At 44.5% G+C, this 19,563-nt stretch carries 18 protein-coding genes; 5 read left to right on the forward strand and 13 right to left on the reverse strand.

Annotated elements, in window-relative coordinates; translation table 11 throughout:
- Positions 1 to 18: 18 nt before the first annotated feature.
- A complete protein-coding gene (locus CS562_RS13210; RefSeq protein WP_099856228.1) occupies positions 19 to 1,101 on the reverse strand; it encodes an ABC transporter substrate-binding protein in 1,083 nt (360 codons plus the stop codon).
- A 101-nt stretch (positions 1,102 to 1,202) separates the two neighbouring features.
- Positions 1,203 to 2,813: a helix-turn-helix domain-containing protein gene (locus CS562_RS13215; protein WP_099856230.1), complete on the reverse strand. Its 1,611-nt coding sequence runs from the start codon at positions 2,811 to 2,813 to the stop codon at positions 1,203 to 1,205.
- Positions 2,814 to 3,097: 284 nt separating this feature from the next.
- Here CS562_RS13215 and nrdI point away from each other — a divergent pair, with 284 nt between their 5' ends.
- The 3 genes from nrdI to nrdF are packed head-to-tail and all read left to right on the forward strand — an operon-like array spanning position 3,098 to position 6,533.
- Positions 3,098 to 3,457 (forward strand): class Ib ribonucleoside-diphosphate reductase assembly flavoprotein NrdI, encoded by a 360-nt coding sequence (gene nrdI, locus CS562_RS13220; RefSeq protein WP_076289163.1) that lies wholly within the window; start codon positions 3,098 to 3,100, stop codon positions 3,455 to 3,457.
- Positions 3,444 to 5,528, forward strand: a complete 2,085-nt coding sequence (gene nrdE / locus CS562_RS13225; protein ID WP_099856232.1) for a class 1b ribonucleoside-diphosphate reductase subunit alpha — start codon at positions 3,444 to 3,446, stop codon at positions 5,526 to 5,528. Before nrdI ends, nrdE begins: the two co-directional genes overlap by 14 nt.
- Before the next feature lie 42 nt (positions 5,529 to 5,570).
- Positions 5,571 to 6,533 (forward strand): class 1b ribonucleoside-diphosphate reductase subunit beta, encoded by a 963-nt coding sequence (gene nrdF / locus CS562_RS13230; protein ID WP_090807055.1) that lies wholly within the window; start codon positions 5,571 to 5,573, stop codon positions 6,531 to 6,533.
- A gap of 90 nt (positions 6,534 to 6,623) precedes the next feature.
- Here the strand turns inward: nrdF and CS562_RS13235 are convergent, their stop codons facing one another.
- Genes CS562_RS13235 through CS562_RS13270 form a run of 8 tightly spaced genes read right to left on the reverse strand, consistent with a single transcriptional unit; the run spans position 6,624 to position 14,274 of the window.
- The gene (locus CS562_RS13235; RefSeq protein WP_099856234.1) at positions 6,624 to 7,667 is read right to left on the reverse strand and encodes a hypothetical protein; all 1,044 of its coding nucleotides are present in this window, start codon (positions 7,665 to 7,667) and stop codon (positions 6,624 to 6,626) included.
- A 12-nt stretch (positions 7,668 to 7,679) separates the two neighbouring features.
- Positions 7,680 to 8,483 (reverse strand): ABC transporter permease, encoded by an 804-nt coding sequence (locus CS562_RS13240; protein WP_079693900.1) that lies wholly within the window; start codon positions 8,481 to 8,483, stop codon positions 7,680 to 7,682.
- 12 nt (positions 8,484 to 8,495) lie between these two features.
- Entirely contained in the window at positions 8,496 to 9,305 is an 810-nt protein-coding gene (locus CS562_RS13245; RefSeq protein ID WP_099856236.1) for an ABC transporter permease, read from the reverse strand.
- Positions 9,302 to 10,285, reverse strand: coding sequence for an ABC transporter ATP-binding protein (locus tag CS562_RS13250; RefSeq protein WP_099856238.1), 984 nt, complete (start codon positions 10,283 to 10,285; stop codon positions 9,302 to 9,304). Before CS562_RS13250 ends, CS562_RS13245 begins: the two co-directional genes overlap by 4 nt.
- Before the next feature lie 59 nt (positions 10,286 to 10,344).
- Positions 10,345 to 11,520 carry a radical SAM protein gene (locus CS562_RS13255; RefSeq protein WP_099856242.1) on the reverse strand — a complete coding sequence of 392 codons (1,176 nt, stop codon included), beginning with the start codon at positions 11,518 to 11,520 and terminating at the stop codon, positions 10,345 to 10,347.
- Positions 11,492 to 12,598 (reverse strand): glycosyltransferase family protein, encoded by a 1,107-nt coding sequence (locus CS562_RS13260; RefSeq protein ID WP_099856244.1) that lies wholly within the window; start codon positions 12,596 to 12,598, stop codon positions 11,492 to 11,494. Before CS562_RS13260 ends, CS562_RS13255 begins: the two co-directional genes overlap by 29 nt.
- A gap of 22 nt (positions 12,599 to 12,620) precedes the next feature.
- Entirely contained in the window at positions 12,621 to 14,012 is a 1,392-nt protein-coding gene (locus tag CS562_RS13265) for a hypothetical protein (RefSeq protein WP_099856246.1), read from the reverse strand.
- Positions 13,999 to 14,274, reverse strand: coding sequence for an acyl carrier protein (locus CS562_RS13270; protein WP_064637210.1), 276 nt, complete (start codon positions 14,272 to 14,274; stop codon positions 13,999 to 14,001). Before CS562_RS13270 ends, CS562_RS13265 begins: the two co-directional genes overlap by 14 nt.
- Positions 14,275 to 14,623: 349 nt before the next feature.
- Between CS562_RS13270 and CS562_RS13275 the strand changes: the two genes are divergently transcribed.
- Positions 14,624 to 15,502 carry an aminoglycoside phosphotransferase family protein gene (locus CS562_RS13275; RefSeq protein WP_099856249.1) on the forward strand — a complete coding sequence of 293 codons (879 nt, stop codon included), beginning with the start codon at positions 14,624 to 14,626 and terminating at the stop codon, positions 15,500 to 15,502.
- Between the two features lie 514 nt (positions 15,503 to 16,016).
- Here the strand turns inward: CS562_RS13275 and CS562_RS13280 are convergent.
- On the reverse strand, positions 16,017 to 16,910 hold the full coding sequence (locus CS562_RS13280; protein WP_099856251.1) for an aldo/keto reductase: 894 nt from the start codon (positions 16,908 to 16,910) through the stop codon (positions 16,017 to 16,019).
- A 153-nt stretch (positions 16,911 to 17,063) separates the two neighbouring features.
- Entirely contained in the window at positions 17,064 to 17,552 is a 489-nt protein-coding gene (locus tag CS562_RS13285) for a GNAT family N-acetyltransferase (protein WP_076289151.1), read from the reverse strand.
- A gap of 160 nt (positions 17,553 to 17,712) precedes the next feature.
- Between CS562_RS13285 and xerS the strand changes: the two genes are divergently transcribed.
- Positions 17,713 to 18,819, forward strand: a complete 1,107-nt coding sequence (xerS, locus tag CS562_RS13290; RefSeq protein ID WP_063562805.1) for a tyrosine recombinase XerS — start codon at positions 17,713 to 17,715, stop codon at positions 18,817 to 18,819.
- A gap of 185 nt (positions 18,820 to 19,004) precedes the next feature.
- Here the strand turns inward: xerS and mobB are convergent, their stop codons facing one another.
- A complete protein-coding gene (mobB, locus tag CS562_RS13295; RefSeq protein WP_180287119.1) occupies positions 19,005 to 19,556 on the reverse strand; it encodes a molybdopterin-guanine dinucleotide biosynthesis protein B in 552 nt (183 codons plus the stop codon).
- Between the last annotated feature and the right edge of the window lie 7 nt (positions 19,557 to 19,563).

The following is a 19,563-nucleotide window of genomic DNA, read 5'->3' on the forward strand; positions in this document are numbered from 1 at the left end:
GAACGATTATGTTCAGGCTTATTTCTTGCCAGTGACGGCTGCTACCACATCGTCGGCAACCTTGCCATCTGCAATTGGGCCGGACATCATCCAATGTCTGGCAGACACTTTGAACACATGATTAGCCTTCACAGCAGGCATCGTTTTCCAAACATGAAGTTTCTCGACTTCCGTTGCAACGGCACTGTTCTCATTGAATTCTTCTTTCGTGCTAATCGATCCTCCGTAGATGGCAAACACATAATCAGCTCCAATGGAGGGCAGCTTCTCCAGAGATGTCGTGACTCCCCAATCGTCCTTAGTATCCTTTTGGAATGCTGCAACGCTTTCATCTGGATTTAATCCCAATTCAGTGTAAATGAGTGGAGCGAAGCTCGGGAAGAACACCTGCAGATCCTTGTCCGATGGACGCATGAAGACAACTGTTTTGTCCGGGCCCACTGCCGAAATGATATCTTCCTTGGCCTGTTTCAGTTTGTCAGTGTTCGCCTGAAGCACCTCTTGTGCTTTATCTTCCAGACCCGTTGCCTTGCCTATTTCCACAATGGTTTTCTCCCAATCATCCGGTGAATAGGCAATGGTTGGCGCAATCTTGCTCAGTTCCTCATACGCTTTGTCGTCAATGGCGTTTCGCTGAACCACGATAAGATCGGGCTGGGTTGCCAGAATGGCTTCCAGATTCGGATTGAAATCCGCATTTCCAGCGAGCGGGATCTTCAATGCTTTCAGTTGGTCATCCAAGTAGTAGCCATCAAAGTCGTATGCATAGACCATCGGTACGCCCAGGGACAATGTAAGATCCTCAAGACCAAATACGGCAACACGTTTTGGATGCAGCGGAACTTCCGTTTTTCCCATGGCATGTTCGATGACCTGAGTCTGAGGCTCTTCGGCAGTTTGAGTCGCTGCGCTTGCGTTTGTCTTGGTCGTTTCTGTTGTGGCTTGCTCCCCTGCTGTATTTGTTTTATTTCCGCAGGCAACAATCATAAGTGAAAGAACCAACAGCAGGAGCATCAATCCTGCAATTCCGCGTTTCCTTCCGTGTGTAGCTTTTTTTGAACGATCTCTTCTAAAGAGATCATTATTTTCTGTCTGAGACATGAGTTCCCCTCCGCATTTCTGTATTGAGAATGATTATCACATGATGATTATACAGATGTTCCTCAGCGAAGAAAATAGAAGAAGATGTCTACTTTCGCCCATTACTGGGCACTAAATAGCAAGTTTACTTCCTGAAGCAGAAGTTCATGCCGATTGGCTGTATGTTCCAGGATCGGTTCGCTTAACCAATGGCCTCCCTGTGTTAGATATACGTGCCGGTTTCGTACGGCATGCAGCTGCTTCCAGCTTTCCGCATGTTGAAGCCTCTCCCACAACATCTGGGAATGATGGTCCTTCATAACACTAACGATGATGACGTCCGCATCGAATGCAGCAATCTGTTCGGCTTCCACATATCTGGTAAATTCGATCTGATCCACACCCGAAGCCGCGGCAATCTTCAAATCGTCATAAAATACGGTTCCTGCTCTTCTTCCCCAGATTTGAATGCCCCGGGGAGACACACTTAGTGCGATTAGCTTACCTTGTTGAAACGAATCAGGAATATGATGAAGAACCGTTTCCACCTTTTCCTCATATCCAAGAAGCCATCTTTCACTTTCATTCTCCCGATCCACAAAACAGGCCGTTCGCCGCAAATGTTGCCGCCAATCTTCTCCGTGCCAACTTAGAAACAACACCGGTGCGATGTGCCGCAGCTTCTCTTTCTCCTCTTCGGGGATCATCTCGTCCAATGCAACAATCCGGTCTGGCCTGGCCCGCATCAATGCTTTGAGGTTGAAATCATAGTCGTGGCTGAGTGCTACCTTGACATCATAACGATATTTCCGGCGGTAATCATCTGTCCAAAACTGATCAATGGGCGCTGCGAAGGGGATGATTTGCAGGGTCAGCAAATGCCCAATATTGGGCCAGCTGTACGCAGCTGTTTTACATTTCCTGTTTGCCATATATGTACGAGGCGGTAATCCGACCTGCTTTTTGAATTGGCTGCTGAAATAGTGTTGGTCCTTGAAACCTGCCAATAGAGCAATGTCCTTCAGTGGTTGTCCTTCTTCCATCAGACGTTTGGCCTCGTTGGTACGAATCTCTGCCAGATAGTCCATCGAACTCTGATCGAATTTCTCTTTGAATGATCTCATGAAATAATAGCGGCTCATGCCCGCCTCATCGGCCAGGTTCTCGACTGTGATTGTATCCTGATAGTGATGCAGCATGTATTCCCGTGCTCTCTCGAGTGCGTTCTCGTGTTGGTTCTGCTTTTTGAACAGCAGATGCAGCAGGTCCTGGAGACCCGCTTGGCTTGCGAAACGATCTGTTGAATCACCCGTATGCCAGTAATTGACGATTTTTCCGCAAAGTTGCTGCACCTGTGCATCTGGAACCGTGATTGACCCACCAAGCTCCGTTAACAAACACTCAGAGGACACCTTCTGTCCACCATATGGAATGATGCCGATATGAATCCGGTACACGATCTGCTCTCCATCCGTTAAGTAAACGGTCTCGACCCGTTGGCCTGGTAATACAAAATGGGCACTATTAGGTACGAAAGGATGCGGTATACCATCAATGACGATTTTGCCGTGACGATTTGCAGCAACAAGAATGACATGATCTGGTGTTTCTTCGTATACCAAGCGATAGGCCTTGTCGACCGAATCCTTGAATACGTTCTTTAATCCATACCATGCGAGATCTGCTGCTGTCTGTCCTTCACCCTGTGGGTGATTTTGTTGTAATTGTGTCATCGTAGCGCATCCCTCTTTTCGAATCTTCTTCAGAATTCTAAATGATAACAATTCTCAATGTCAATCATAATTCTCTCATGCACCAAATATCGTGTCTTCGAATATGGATATCTACTAAGCCACAAATTTTTTAAACCTAGTAATAGAGCCCATTCATCAGGTTTTTCACAAAATTGATACCAATATGCATTTGACAAAGCTATATATTGATATAAAATTAAGAAATAGATCTATATATAGTGTTTGTATTTGATCACCTTTCATTTGTCAAGGAGGATATGATAGTGCTAATTGTGTATGATTCGATAACCGGGAATGTTAAGAGGTTTATTTCCAAGCTTCAACTGCCGGCTGTTCAGATTCAGAATCAAATGACGATTGATGAACCGTACGTACTTGTGACATATACAACAGGTTTTGGACAGATACCTGATAAGGTGTCTTCTTTTTTGCAAAAAAACTCTAAATACCTGATTGGCGTGGCCGCCAGCGGTAACCGTAACTGGGGTGAGCGTTTTGCCAAAAGTGCAGATTTGATCTCTGCATCTTATAACGTCCCGGTTATCAGTAAATTTGAATTATCAGGTTCCAAGAAAGACGTGGAGTATTTTGAACAGGAGGTGAGCCGCATTGCGACATATTGAATTAAATAACATGCTGCTAAAGCGTGACTCTGATGGCTTCTTCCAGTTACATAAGGATAAAGAGGCTGTAGAGGAGTTTATGAAAGAAATCAAAAATAAAAGCATGGCGTTTGCCAACATTGATGATCAAGTCAAATTCATGATTGATCATGATTATTACGAAGATTTCTATGCTTCCTATACAGCTGACCAAGTTAGAACCGTATTTGAAATTACGCGTGGCTATGGATATAACTTTCCTTCCTATATGGCAGCGTCCAAGTTCTATACTGATTATGCATTGAGAACCTATGACCGTAAAACATACCTTGAGCAATATTCGGATCGGGTAGCAGCCGTAGCTCTTCATCTGGGTCGAGGACACTTTGATACGGCTTGTTTGCTGTCTCGTTCTATGATGGAGCAGCGCCTTCAACCCGCAACCCCCACCTTTCTGAATGCGGGAAAAAGTCGGCGCGGTGAACTCGTTTCCTGCTTCCTGCTTGAAATGGACGATTCACTGAACTCCATAAACTATGTACTAAACACTTGTATGCAGTTATCCAAAATCGGTGGCGGAGTGGCTGTCAACCTGTCGAAGTTACGTGCTCGTGGTGAAGTCATTAAAGGTGTTGAAGGTGCTGCAAAAGGCATTACTCCTGTTCTGAAGCTGATGGAAGACGGCTTCTCCTACGCCGATCAGATGGGTCAACGTAAAGGTTCTGGTGCAGCATACTATAATATTTTCGGTTGGGACGTTATGGAACTGCTGGATAGCAAAAAGATTAATGCGGATGAGAAAATCCGGCTGAAAACTCTCTCTATCGGACTTATTGTCCCTAATCGTTTCTATAAGCTGGCTCAAGATAATGAGCCCCTGTACCTCTTCGCACCTTATAGTGTCTATAAGGCGTATGAAACACATTTGGATGATATGGATCTGGACGTAATGTATGATACCTTGCTGGCTGACGACAGGGTGAAGAAGAAAAAATCGATGAGCGCACGGGATATGCTAACTAAAATAGCAATGACTCAACTTGAATCCGGCTATCCCTACATCATTAATAAAACCAATGCCAATCAAGCACATGCCTTGAAAAACGTAGGACAAGTCAAAATGTCCAACCTCTGCACAGAGATTTTCCAACTCCAGGAAACTTCTGAAATTACAGATTATGGTCAACCGGATATTATCCGCAAAGATATCAGCTGCAACCTGGCCTCCCTCAATATTGTTAATGTTATGGAGAGTGGCAAGATCAAGGAATCCGTTCATGAGGGCATGATCGCACTGACCTCCGTCAGCGACATGACGCATGTTGCTAATGCTCCTGGTGTGGCAAAAGCCAATTCCGAAATGCATTCCGTTGGTTTGGGTGCCATGAACCTGCACGGTTACTTAGCCAAAAACAGGATTGCTTATGAAAGCTCGGAGGCCAAGGATTTTGTACGTACCTTCTTTATGACCATGAATTATCATTCTCTGGAGAAAAGTATGGAGTTTGCAGAGCAAACGGGTCAACGCTTCTATGGATTTGAGCATTCGGATTATGCGACTGGGGTATATTTTGATCGTTATGTGACTACGGATTACCGTCCCACGACATTGAAAGTACAAGAATTGTTTAACGGCATTGCTGTTCCGTCTCCCGAGGATTGGAACCAGCTTAAGTCTAAAGTGATGAAAAATGGTCTCTATCATGCCTATCGCATGGCTATTGCTCCAACAGCCAGCATCTCTTATATCCAAAACGCAACTTCCAGTGTGATGCCGATCGTAGAACAGATTGAGACTCGGACCTATGCCAATTCAACGACGTATTATCCAATGCCCTATTTGCAAAAGGATAATGTCTTCTATTACAAATCAGCGTATCAAATGGATCAATTCAAGGTGATTGATTTGATTGCGGAGATTCAGCCACATGTGGACCAAGGCATCTCAACCATTCTTCATGTCAACAGTGATGTATCCACGCGAGAATTGGCTCGTTGCTACCTGTATGCTGCTCATAAAGGGTTGAAATCTCTATATTATACAAGAACTAACAAGCTGACGATGGAAGAATGCATTGCTTGTTCAATATAAATAATTTCCCTTTAGGGTATTACGATTGGAGTTTGATATACCATGCCGGCAATTCAAGCTGTGAACTGGAATCGAGCGGATGATGATTTCACACTGATGTTCTGGAATCAGAATATTATGCAATTTTGGACCGATGATGAGATTCCTTTATCCGATGATAAAATGACCTGGGGCATGCTCAGTGATATAGAAAAAGACGCTTATATGAAAGTCTTGGGCGGCTTAACCCTTCTGGATACGATCCAGGGTGGTGTAGGTATGCCGCAGATTATGGAGCATGTCGATGGACTGCAACGCAAAGCCGTACTTAGTTTTATGGCGATGATGGAACAAATTCATGCGAAATCATACAGTAGTATTTTCACCACATTGGCATCAACCGAAGAAATTGACAGTGTATTTAAATGGGTGGAAGAAAATCCATATCTGCAAACCAAAGCGACGATTATACGTCAGTATTACATGAATATTGAAACTTCAAAAGATCTGTATATGGCAATGGCTGCATCCGTTCTTTTGGAAAGTTATTTGTTCTACAGTGGATTTTTCTATCCACTCTATTTAGCCGGACAAGGCAAACTCACATGCAGTGGTGAGATCATTGATCTGATTCTGCGGGATGAAAGTATTCACGGTGTATATGTGGGGGTATTGGCCCAGGAAATATACGCAAGCTTTGATGAAACGCAGCGGAACGATGTGTATCAAGGTTTGGTTGATCTAGTACAGCTTCTTCATCAGAATGAATTGCAATATACGAAGGAATTATATACGCCCATTCATTTGACAGAAGAAGTGGAAACCTTCCTGCGTTATAACGCAAACAAAGCGATGATGAACCTCGGGTTTGAACCATTATTTGATGACGAGGAAGTCAACCCGATTGTATTAAATGGAATCAGTACACATACCAAACAGCATGACTTTTTCTCTAAAAAAGGCAACGGGTATATCCGTACTCTGAATGTAGAACCTCTGACGGATGATGATTTCAAGTTTGAATAAGTCATAAAGAATCATAGTAAGGCTGCTAACGTCTAGCCTATGAATATAAATCAAGAAGGCTGTTCCTCCCAGAGGAATAGCCTTCTTGATTTACTTTTCGAGCAATGAAATCAGTCTTTGCAGCAGAACAGGCTCTTCCTTGCGGAATTGCTCCAACCGAAGTCTTACCTTCGCAAACACGGCCTTGTCTTCACGAATTTCATGACGGATGTATTGATCCCTTAGCTTCATTGCCCTAGTGGCTATATCCTGATAACCATTCACAAGTTCTTCGTCGTAAGGGATTATCCCCTCATCTATCAAGTAGGTAATCCGTTCACTCATCATTTTTTTGTGCTCCCAGAGCACATGAAGATGCCTCACATCGTTACGGTCACCGAGACGAGGATCGTTGCTCTCTACTGCATCATAGTACATTTGCAAATAGTCGTAGACGTCAATTCCGAAAGCCTGTTCGTCATCAGGAATGTAATTAATGCGATTCAGATGAGTGTCTCCGTTCAGGTAATCATGCAGTTGGTCGAGTGCTACGATTCTATCGAAAGGATAAGGAGAATGCGGCTCGTATTTGTAAAAATAAGTGTGATGATCCGCGGTGAGCCCCTCTCTGAGCAGATATCTCATGGAATGGACAGCATCCAGGAACTCCGTGAACGGAATCTGTACATTGCGGTAAACTCCCGTATGGTCGAACATAGAAGCATCAAAGAAACGTTTGTCCCAATCGAAACCGTACAGAAAAAGATGATGAGGAAACGGTTCCTGCTGATAAGCCGCCGCTGGCGGTAGCTTGGCTTCGTCCAAAAACACGACGCAATAATAGCCGCTGCGAATCTGATCCGCGAAAAAATGGGGCCAGGCGTCCAGCGCCAAATGCTCCAGAATCGTATAATTCACAGAGCAAGTGAGTAGAAATGGATTATTGAAATTCAGTTCGTTGGGTTTGCCCCGAAAAAAATCGATATAAAACTGTCTGCCATCCTCCAGAAAGGTTTTCTTGCAGGACAACTGAATGAAATTGCTGTAATACCAAGGAATCGTTTCCTCATGTGCACTGGTAATCGAAAGCGTGTAAGCCCACCGCAGAAATCCTTTAAGCGGCGGATTTAACACGGGCAGCTGAACAGCATTCATTCTTTCCCCCCCTTAACTACTTGCACTACTATATCCCTTCACAGCCTGTTTCCAGAGCAATCGTATTACTGTGAAGAGTATAATTGAAGCGACCAGCGCCAGTCCTGTATAGAGCCAGCTGAGCTGTCCTAGCAGAAACATTGGTCCGAAATTGGTAATCAGGAACAGCGGAATGACAAAGGTACCGATCCGCCGGACCCAAGTTGGGTATATGGCCATTGGAAAATTGTTGGCGTCCCAGGCGGAATGAGCAATCTCCGATGCAGAGCCCGTCTGAACGAACCGAAATGACAGCAATGCAGGGATAATCATTAGACAATATGTGATGATAACGGAGACAAATAACAACAACATAAACCCGGCTAGCTGGAGAAACGTCAGGGGGATGTCCATGGCATGCCAGCCAATACCAATCATGACGAAACCAACTAAAATATCGGGGATTGGAAGCGCCAGATCGACATAACGCAAAGAAGCCATAAATTGAAGAGAAACCGGCTTCGTTAACATTAGATCAAGTGAGCCGTCCTTAATATATTCCGGAATTTTCGTAAAATTGGTGAAAAACAACCCAACGTACATTCCTGTCACCACGGTGTGCATGCCTATAAATAGAAGCAGCCCTTCGGGCGGTATGCCGTCGACGTGAAGATCGGTGCGGAACACAACGAGCACATATAACAGTTTAGCAAGCAGGTAGACGGATTCCACTAGCAGGCTCATCATGAAATTACCCCGAAACTCCATCTGGGCAATGAGACAATTTTTGATGAACATACCGTACAAATGTGCGTATTTTCTCATGGCTCTAAACATATGGGATCTCCGCTACCCCCCAACCGCTGAATATTTCTTCATGGATATGCGCCATGTGAGACGAGATAACCATAAAAACAGAAGTATCCACCCGCACTGGATAAGCAATCCTTGATACATCGCCGCCACTTCCGTTTTGCCGCTGAGCACATTGACCGGAAAATAAATGGTATACGGAAACGGCGTGTACTGAAGTGCCTCCACAATCGAATCCCCGAAAATCTCCAATGGGAACATACCTCCGCTCAGAATATTCACGAGCAGACTCGTAATGACAAAAAAATAAGAGATTTCGTTCAGATAAAAAGCACTTGCACAGATGCAGTAAGAGATCAAGAAATTGAGCAATAGCGCCCCCGATAACGTAACGACGAACAAGATCAGCCGTATGACCTGGAACTCAAGCACACCACCGACAGATGATATCCAGATAATCCCGACAAACAGCACAGCTGTAACGCCGTAATAGATCGCCTTCTGTCCGAAAAAAGATACTAGCCGATATCCAAAGTAACTAACCGGTTTGATTAAATACTTGTTGAGACCACCGTTCTTGATATCGTCGACGATCTGGTGCTCGAACTGGGTAGCGATTAGTTTGGATACCAAGCCCGCCAAGATCGTATACAAAATGATTTGATTATATGAATACGAGAATAGCGCCAATTCGCCGGAATGCTGGTACACCGCTGTCCATATAAAATACTGAACAAGAATCGGAAACGCGGCTCCAACAAGACCAAGAAAGAAGTGAAAACGGTATTCCATCGATTGCTGCACACCCATCGAAAAAACAGCTGTATACAATTTGCGTCCATTCATCCAACGGATTCCTTTTGGTAGAGCATTGAGATACTCTCCTCGATTGGCACATCCTCAATCGTCCAGTCAACAATTGGAAACGAATCGAGCACAGCGCGCGACACTTCTTTTAGACGGTGTTTGGGCAGCTCCAGAACAACACTGTAGTCGTCTGCGCTGATCATTTTCCCGAATTTGGCCAGCCGCTGCTCGGCAACCGGTTCAGAGAACTGCAACTTTACAATTTTGTGCTCGCCAAACAGATCGTTAATCTTATGAAGATCTCCGTCATACAGAAGACTTCCTTCGTTAATAATGATTGTCCGCTTGCACAGGTCCTCCACGTCCTTCATGTAGTGGCTCGTCAGCAGGATCGTGGCACCAAACTGCTCATTATAGTATTTCAGAAATTCCCGCACCCTCTTCTGAGAAGGGAAATCCAGGCCGATCGTTGGCTCGTCAAGATAAAGCAGCTTTGGTCGATGGATCAGAGCGGCGATTAGCTCCATTTTCATCCGTTCGCCCAAGGACAGCCTGCGAACCTGTACATCCAGCAGGTCTTGCACATCAAGCATTTCCGATAGCTCGGCAAGACTTCGACGATAGAGATCATCCTCAACGTCATAAATACATTTGTTCAAATAAATCGAATCGCTCGCGGGAAGGTCCCACCAAAGTTGATTTTTCTGACCCATTACAATGGAGAACAGCCGTTTGAATTCGTTCTTTCGCTCCCAAGGCACATAGCCAAGTACGTCGGCTTCTCCGCTTGTGGGATACAGAATGCCCGACAACATTTTGAGCGTTGTGGTTTTACCTGCTCCGTTCGGACCCAGAAATCCAACGCACTCTCCGGGGCCGATATCGAAAGAAACGGATTTAACCGCTTCCTTCACAAGTGATTTGCGAGCAAATAAGTTTTTGAGTGAATGTTTGAGTCCTGCTTCTTTCCGGTAATATATGAACGATTTGTGCAGTTCCCGTACACGGATAAAGTCCATCCCCGCTCCTCCTGAATGATTGCATGTTTTCCCTTATTAGCGGCTTAAAGTTAAAGCGATTAAACTCCGTTATTATACAGAAGCACGCATTTGGAGCAAATCGGTGTCAGGCCGCAGGCCAGAATCTCGCGTTGTTTTCGCAGATCCTCTCCGTGGAAAATATCGGCCACACTTTCTTCGTATAAATTACCAACACTGAATTCCGGAAAAAATTTGCATGGATTGACCTTACCGTCTGGCATCACGTCCATCCGGTTCGAGATCGAGAAACATTTGGTCCGATTCATGGCCGGCTTTTCGCTACCTCGAATAAAACCTTCTACTTCTTCGGGCTCCAACGCAGGCTGATAGCGGATACGTACATTCCACACTCGTGAATTAACTCGTTTAAATTCCTCGATTAATGTGTCGAAACGATCCGGTGAGATGTGAAACGTGAAAGAGTGCCAGCTATTCTTATGGTCGCTCGCAAAGCGGGAGGCAAGGTGTGGAAAGTGTGCATCAAAGTAGGTATCCATTTTTTCTGCTGTATCTGAAGGGATGTACCATGGGAAGCAGAAGTACACGGAATCAACGCCCAGCTCTTCAAAGAATTCCATCAAGCTATACAGCTGATCAACCATTTGGTCATTTACGGTCAGAGCTACCGACACTTTACCTTTATACAAGCCCTGCTTTTGCAGATCCAACAGCAGCTGTATGGCGTGAATCACTTTTTTGAACGTGCCTTTGCCCCGAATCGCGTCATTCTCCTTCTCGAATCCTTCCAGGCTGACCAGCATGACTAAATTTTTAGACATTTTCAAAATGGAATCCAGCTTTTGTTCAACAAGACTCGCGTTTGTACAAATAGTCGTATGCCGGTCTTCCTTAGCCAGCAGTTCTGCCAGTTCATCGAACTTGGAGTAAAATAGCGGTTCTCCCCCCCATAGGAACACACGTGATTTGCGTTCTCTCGTTTCGGCGAGCAGTTTCTCCACGACGGGAATCTCGATTTCGTCTCTTTTCACTTCACTGGCAAAGCCGTGATGGAAGCCATCTGGATTCCATTCAAAGCAATGCTTGCAGCGAAGATTACAGCCGTTATTAAGCTTGATTCCGATCTCATATGGCACGGGTGCCGCATAGGTCGGGTCCTCCCGGCGTTTCCTTCCCGTTTCTGCGAGCGGAACGAGGGTTCTTTTCATATTTTGGAATGTCAGCTTATCAAACGTAACTGCTGTTTTCGGCTGCATGCGTTTTCCTCCCCAAATGATTGATTTTTGATCGCTGCTCCAGCAAACGTCTGTACACTTCTTCGAGAAGTTGTTCCGAGTAATCTAGGGCTTTCCATTCCGCAAATCCGATACCGAAACCACAGGATTCCCAATATTTTGAATTCTGAAGCTCATGGTCGCCGAACGGCTCTAACATGACAAAAGGTATTCCGTAGGACAACGAATCGTTCAGTGTCGCTCCTCCGGGCTTGCTGATAATGGCAGCGCAATTGCGCATCAGATCTGTGTAAGCAGTGTAATCACCGAGGGGCATTGCCCGAAGAATGCCATCTTCACGCACATATTGGTTCATTGGTGGAAACGAATGCCGCCCCTGGACATCCCGACTCCACGGATTCCATGAAACCTCTGTTCCGAAGTAGCGTGTGCTCCCATCGTCCTCCTCCACCTCGGAAGGATCGTAGACGATCACATCCAGCAGGTAACCAAGTTGACGAAGCTCTGCAATCGTGGACGCGTACGTTCCTATCCCCCAGCCGCCGCCATGAATCAGAATGCGCCCATCACGCTGTGCATAAGGCAGGAGTTCCTTTTCATCTGATGCAATATAGCAGTCTGGAGACAACCTTGAAGGCTCGTAAAGCCAAACGTTATCGTAGTCTGGATACACGGACTTGTGTACTTTAAACGATGGCGTATCACACACATCCAAGCGAATCAGATGAATATCCAGAGGCGTGTACGCAATGGCTTTGTACTTCTCCAGGATCGGGAGCCAAAAACCGGTAAACACAGCAAAATGAGATACCCCATGACGTATCCAGGAGTCCAACAGGAATTGGACTTCCTCTTCATCCAGGGAAGAGTCTACAGGCTTAGCCAGTTTATGCCCCATAAGGGCAACAGAGAAATCGGCATGAAATGCTTTTTTGGTGGAATTAATTTTGCACCTGATTTCTTCATGATACAGGTTCTCCAGAACGTGAACTTCTGTTCTAACACCTCTATCTTGTAGGTACGTGTTTAGATGCATAGCCGGAATGTATGCACCAAGCGAATTGCCTGACGCAAGCAGGGTAACCGAAGATGAATTCATGCGCAGCCTCCGCATTCCAGAATTAGTTGTACACCTTAATGGACAAGTCAGCGAGTACCTGCCTCAGACTCACGATCAGTTCACTGCGATGTTCGTCATTACGGCCCACGACCGAGATATACAATCGTCCCTTCGGCATACCCCGATGACTCTGGATTCCCGCGGAAATACGTCGAGAGGTCAGAATTTCATTCACCATTACGGTGTTAGATGAAATAGGCATAATTCCGTACTCATCTTTCCCTTTGAATAGAAGACCGGATACATGCAAAGCGTCGAGCAACTTTCCGAACGTGAAGCCTTCAGGTAGGCCGAGAGAAAGGAAGGTAAGTAGGCCGCTATGGCCGTACGTTTTCCAGCCTTTATCGAGATAAGCATTAATAAGGCCCATGGACTTGCGGGCGTTGATCTCAACAATGGGTACAATATCGCCGTCCTCCAGAATCATGGAGTCGAAGCACACGAAGCCATGGTATCCATCCTCGAATAATATCCGAAGTGCCTTTTCCATCGTATCAAAATAACCTGCGTTCTCCAGCAGAAGGAGCAAAGCCTCATCTGCTCTAATAGAACCGCCGTAATTCTGCTGCTGATTTATCATTCGCTGAACGGAAATGAAATCTCTCTCCCCGCTCTTATGAATAAACCAATGTGAGCTGAAATCGATCTCTTTTCTCAGTAGTGGTTCCAGCAGGAATTGCGAGCGAAATCCTCTGCTCTCCTGCTTGTCCAGGTGCTTAGCTATCCTTCGTTGCATGGCTTCATTTTCAATGAGCATGTTGCCCTTGCCGGAAACACCGAATGGATCTTTAAGCAAATACGCCCCTCGCTTCAGCAGTGTATTTCCGACAGCCTGCACTTCTCCTACACTGTTCACTTCCGTGCCATAACACTTCTCTCCGATCCTGGTCAGGATTCGGTTGGAGTAAAATTTGGAATTTACATACTTAACCGTCTCATGGTTGGGCAAAGAACCCAACGATCCTTCGGCACGTAGGTACTCCTCCGTATCAGCCGTAATGGCATAAGGAGAGAGCTGTTTTTCGTTGTGGGTCAACATCACTTCACGCTGTTGATCATCTGAAGCAAGACTGAACATGCACTGCTTGAAAACGTCCGGTTCGGGTAAGGAACTCTGTTCATCGTTCAAATCAAAGTTGTAATGGCTATGAAAGGAAAAACCTAACCCGTTCAGATACTCGTACAGCTTTGGATCGATTTTGCAGCGGGTGTAGAGGATATCGTCAGGTCCGCAAAATGGAAATAACAGCTCGTCCATACATAGGACAATGGATTCCCTGTCCTTATCAGGAATAGCAGGTAACTTGGCTAAGTCCGGATCCCTCCATCGCGTTTCCGGATCAAACGTCCCCATAACGATCGTTGGAATTACTCTGGCCTCACTTCTGGACATCTTCGTACAATGATTGCTCTTGAGACTGGCAGCTTTTTAGAAAGGTAATAAATGTGTCGATAGACTGGAGATGTTCATAATCGAATTCGTCATAGTCAATGATTACGTTTAACTGATCCTCGACTTTGAGCATAAACTGGATCATTTGCAGAGAATCGAGACCAATATCGTTATTCAGTTCCGTTGCTGGGGACAAGGATTGGCGTAGTTCCGGTTGGTCTTCTTTAATAGCGCACAAAATATCTACGATTTTATCGTACATGACTACACTCCTTTAAAGTGAACATTGTGTGAGGTACAACCGAAATTATTACGCTTACATATGCATTCAAATCAAACCTAAATTCGGTTTCGATTTCTCCTTCCTCTTCCAAAGTTACAATTATTATCTTTATAATGACATTTTATGTCAAGGGATAAAAACCTATGATATTCTACTTATAACATGGCTACTACCAACTAAAAAATCGCTATTTATAAGGGTTTTTCTGGGTCGACCCTCCTCATTTTGTTTTGAACGATTTTCTCCCTTTGATAAGATCAAGACAAATTGTTAAAATTCATGTACTAACGTTAAAAGCCACCCATTTAATAGGAAATGAGGCGAGAACATGTTTGAAATTACGATTGAATTGGTACGTCAATTAATTGATAGTCAATTTCCGAAGTGGAAAGGCTTAACGATAACACCCGTAGAAAAAAGCGGGCACGATAACCGCACCTATCGATTGGGTGACGAAATGACAATTCGTTTACCAAGTCACGAACGTTACGCCTCTGCTGTAGAAAAAGAACTGAAGTGGCTTCCAGTTTTCAAGCCTCAACTATCCTGGCCCATTCCAGCTCCCATTGCAAAAGGTGAACCTTCGGACGACTATCCCCTTCCCTGGTCGATCAACCAATGGATTGCAGGTGAGACCGTCACACATACCAACGTACTCGACCTAAGCGTTTTTGCCGAAGACCTCGCTAAATTTCTGAGGGAACTCGAAGCCATTGATGCTAGTCAAGGAATACCCGCAGGCATTCAAAATTTTCATCGCGGCGGGGACTTAGCGGTTTACGATACAGATACAAGAACCGTCATTGAAAAGGTATCCAGCGAATACGATCCAAAGCTCATGACTGAAATATGGGAGCTTGCCCTGGCAACGAAATATCAAGCTGCACCGTTATGGATCCATGGTGATGTTGCAGTAGGTAATCTGCTCGTGCAAGATGGACGATTATGCGGGGTTATTGATTTTGGAACTATGGGTGTGGGCGATCCTTCTAGTGATCTTGTGACAGCCTGGAACTTTTTTGATGATGTAAGTCGCGAAATTTTTCTAAGCTGCATGAATGTTGACCAAGATACGGTTAATCGTGCCCGTGGCTGGGCTTTGTGGAAAGCACTCATCTCCTACGCTTGGAATGAACCAGGCTCCGAAGCCTCGAACTGGGGAAAGCATGTCATAGATGTCATTATTCGTGACTATAAATCGCTCTAAGCATATATGAGCCAACCAAATCCCTACGCAGGACGTACAGCCGCGCGTAGGGATTTCTTTCTGCTTATCCGAAGATTTGTTTTGCGTTTTATTTTAGCCATCCCATTTCACCTCTAAATCTTGCAATGTTAATCACAAACAGTGTTGACATTGAGCTTAGGATAAAGCAGTTCGTTATAACGAGCTGGGGTGATGATGCAGTGGAGATGCAGATATGAAATGGAGAGCGTAAACTGATCTTACTATTGTGAATTTTTCATATATTGAAATAATAATATAGTGTACGAAGATAAGGTGCCGTGAGTTAACATTTGAAGCTACACGATTAAATTCCCCTTTAATTCTTGGATGGAAATCTGGCGAAAGCACCCCCTCCCTATGGACATAGCCAGTACGCTCTTTTTATTGTGAATTTTTCATATAGTGAAAATATAAGGTTGTTGCCAATAAAAAAGCCGCCTTTAAGGCGACTTTGTAGTTATCATGCTATTTTTATAGCTGAAAGCTGAAAAAATCAAGTTCGTCCAGTCCAGTCAGCTCCCGCTATTTCTTTCCAACGTTCTCTAATCTCGTCATATAACTCCTTACTCAGAGCTCCTTTGGCGACAAGATCCGCATTTTGCTGCCAACGATTAGGTTTGGCTGTACCCACAATCGCCGTGTCTACCCCTTCTGTACTGAGCGTAAAACGTAATGCCGTTTCAACGGCTGCTTGTGCATCTTCGCCCAGAAAACCATAACCAAGTTCATTCAAGCGCTTCCAGTATACAAAGGGATATGCTTCTTCCGCAAGCGAGTCATACGTCCATGCCGCATTGGCAATGGGACGTTTGGCAATAACCCCCATATTTCTCTTTCTCGCTTCTGGCAACGTCAGATCGATGGCTTCCTGATCAGCAATGTTCAGCGAGGTTTCCAAGCTGTCGAACACACCTGTCTGAATCGCATAAAGTGCATCTGTCGTATCGCCACTATATCCAATAAATCTTGTTTTCCCAGCTTCCTTGGCTCGTTGCAGCACTTCAATGACCGCTCCTTGCCGAAGTACTTCTTCAGAGCAACTATGAAGATGTATTACATCAACGTATTCCGTTTTTAGTCGTCGAAGACTACGGTCAATCGTTTGCTCTAATACTTTGGCGTCCCAATCTGGGCCATCTACCCCAGCGGCATGTCCACATTTGGTAAACAAATAATAATCGTCTCTGCGATGTGATAGCACATCTCCAATTAACTCTTCACTATCCCCATAACATTCAGCCGTGTCAATGACGTTTAACCCTGCATCCAACGCACTGTTAAGCAATGTTTCTACATCTGCTTTGGATACGTTCTTGCCGATCTCCGCTCCACCAAACCCAAGTGTACTTACTTTCATGCCAGTGTTTCCGTAATTACGCAGTTCCATGGATCATTTCCTCCAAGCTTCGTGAATTTGGGTACAGATAATGAATGTACATATAGTACAAATTAGTCTTCGGTATGTATTACCCTTTTGTTGGGTATTACACCCACTTGTTCATCTTACTTTATTTCCTCCAACACGGATACATCCGTTGAATCAGGTTACGAAGAACTGACTCGGGTTCCCCAGTTCAGGATGAAATTTCTCACGGAAGCGGCCTCCCGTATATTCCCCTATGATTTTTCGCCAGAATGCCTGAGCAATGACATTGTTGCGAACCTGGGTTACTTTCCACCTTCCCGGAAAACGTTCAAACAGCTCATAAGCTGCCCGGGTACCCACTCCACTACGCCGGTATTTCTGCATTACAAAAAACTCAGTCAAATAGTAGTCATTATCCTTGCTGCCTGGTTCACAACGCTCTACTAACGCAAACCCTGCTGGTGCCTCATCACTTGTAATCAAAAAAGGAAACTTACGGTCTTCCTCTGACCAAAAAGCGTCCAATCCGGGATACTCCGGGAAAATACCGTTACTATCCACATCAATATTCAAATATTTAGTAAAATCATACAGATAAAATTGCATTAAGTGCCTAATCACCTGACTGCGTTCCCGGGGAACCAGCTCTATTTTTATATTCATCCGGTTCACCTCCTCTGCTCTACTTATAACTCATACTTTAAAGCTTTACACCGCCAAGGGCAAGGAAGCATAGATGTGTGTTATTCCGGTTCCGTGAACAGGCTGTGACGATCTAAATATGGTAAACTAGGATATAGCATATTTTAGAAATTATTTTAACATGGGGGTGCCGAACTTGACCAATGTGCAAAAAGAGATTGACCGACGCAAGCTGGATGACAAACTGCCTTCCATGCCTTGGTTCGTTCAGCAATTCATTGACTATAAATTACCTGATTTATCTCCTTCAACTTTGCTTGAATATTTAAGGGATTATGAAGCCTTCTTTGGCTGGTTACGAGCGGAAGGATTATCCGAAGCAAGCTCCAATAAGGAAGTTACATTGCTTGAACTGGAAGTCCTTCGAATGGAGTCAGTAACATCTTATCGATTATTTCTGGCCACCAAGCGTGAAGGAGCGAACTCCAGAATCACGGTATCCCGCAAGCTTTCTTCCCTTCGTTCGCTCTTTCATTATTTAAGTCAGATTGCGGAAGATGAAGATTTCTATCCACTGCTGAAACGAAATATTATGGCGAAAATTGAGATCAAACGTACCCATAAACCCAAAGATACAGCAGCCAAATTAAAGGGTAAACTTCTGGAAGAAGAAGAGTTACTGGAATTTATCGGATACATCCTTGAAGGATACGCCGTGGATATGGAAAAGAACAAACAGGCGATCTACTCACACGAGCTAAACAAAGAACGGGATGCCTGTATTGCCAGCCTCATTCTGAATTCGGGTTTACGTGTATCTGAAGTGGTGAACCTGAACGTGGATGATCTGGATCTCAACAATAAGCTGCTGTATGTATATCGCAAAGGTAATAATGATGAGACGTTTAAGACGCCCGTGTATTTTAGAGAACAAGCCAAAGATGAACTCGCAACTTATATCAATCTGCGCCAGTCACGTTACCGCACACCCAAACGGGAAAAAGGCTTGTTTATCGCTCTTCGCAATGGAGATTCCGAAGGAAGTCGGATGACCAAACGGGCCATACAAGCCATGATCATGAAGTACGCCAAACAATTCGGCAAGCCGTATCTGACAGTGCATAAATTGCGCCATTCTTTTGCAACCGATTATTATCTGCAAAATGATATCTATAAAACAAAAGAACAGCTTGGACACGCTTCTACAGAAACAACCGAAATTTACGCGCACCTTACAGATAAAACGATGTCTGAAGCAATTGAACGTCGTACAGATGATGGGATGTAGCCTATTTATGCAGTTCAGCATAAATTCGATTCATTAGCTCATTAAAATGTAACTTAAAAAAGCGATTCTTTCAGGAGAATGTCCTGCAAGGATCGCTTCTTCATATCTATGGCTTCGCAAGATTAATGAAAACACACTCTTTTCCTTACATTTCATATCATTCACTTTACATAATAATTATTTCGTCATAATCTTCTTTTCTCTTCATGACATTCACGCGAAACCAGCCATCTTGCTATATCCTCTGCCTCATGAACAGAATGCCAAACGGGGCCCTCACTATCCTCCATACATTCTCTCTTGTCATGCTCCAGATCCAGCCATGAAACGATCCCGATTACATCCTGTAACGTCTCTATTAGAGAAAGATCTTTCTCTTCACGGACCATGATCAATTTGGGATATGGTGCTAGTTTGTATCCCTCAATGAGAATCCAGTCGTAGGCAGACAGATATTTTATCATGTTTTCCAACGGCGTCGCTTGTCTTTCAATGAGTGCAGTACGTTTCTCCGACAAAACAACGACTGCATCGGCCCCTGCTTGAGCAAAGCTGTAGGAATCGGTTCCTTCGTGATCCATCTCAAAATGATCATGTCCATCATGTTTTATTACAGCCACTCTTCGTCCAGCAGAGGTAAGGTACCGGGTAAGCGCAGCAATTAAAGTGCTTTTGCCTGAGTTTTTATATCCAACAATCTGTATGATATGTGGTGAAGTACTTCTTATTTCAGACATGTATGAC

The sequence above is a fragment of the Paenibacillus sp. LK1 genome (assembly GCF_002750415.1).
In the GTDB taxonomy this organism is placed as follows: domain Bacteria; phylum Bacillota; class Bacilli; order Paenibacillales; family Paenibacillaceae; genus Paenibacillus; species Paenibacillus taichungensis.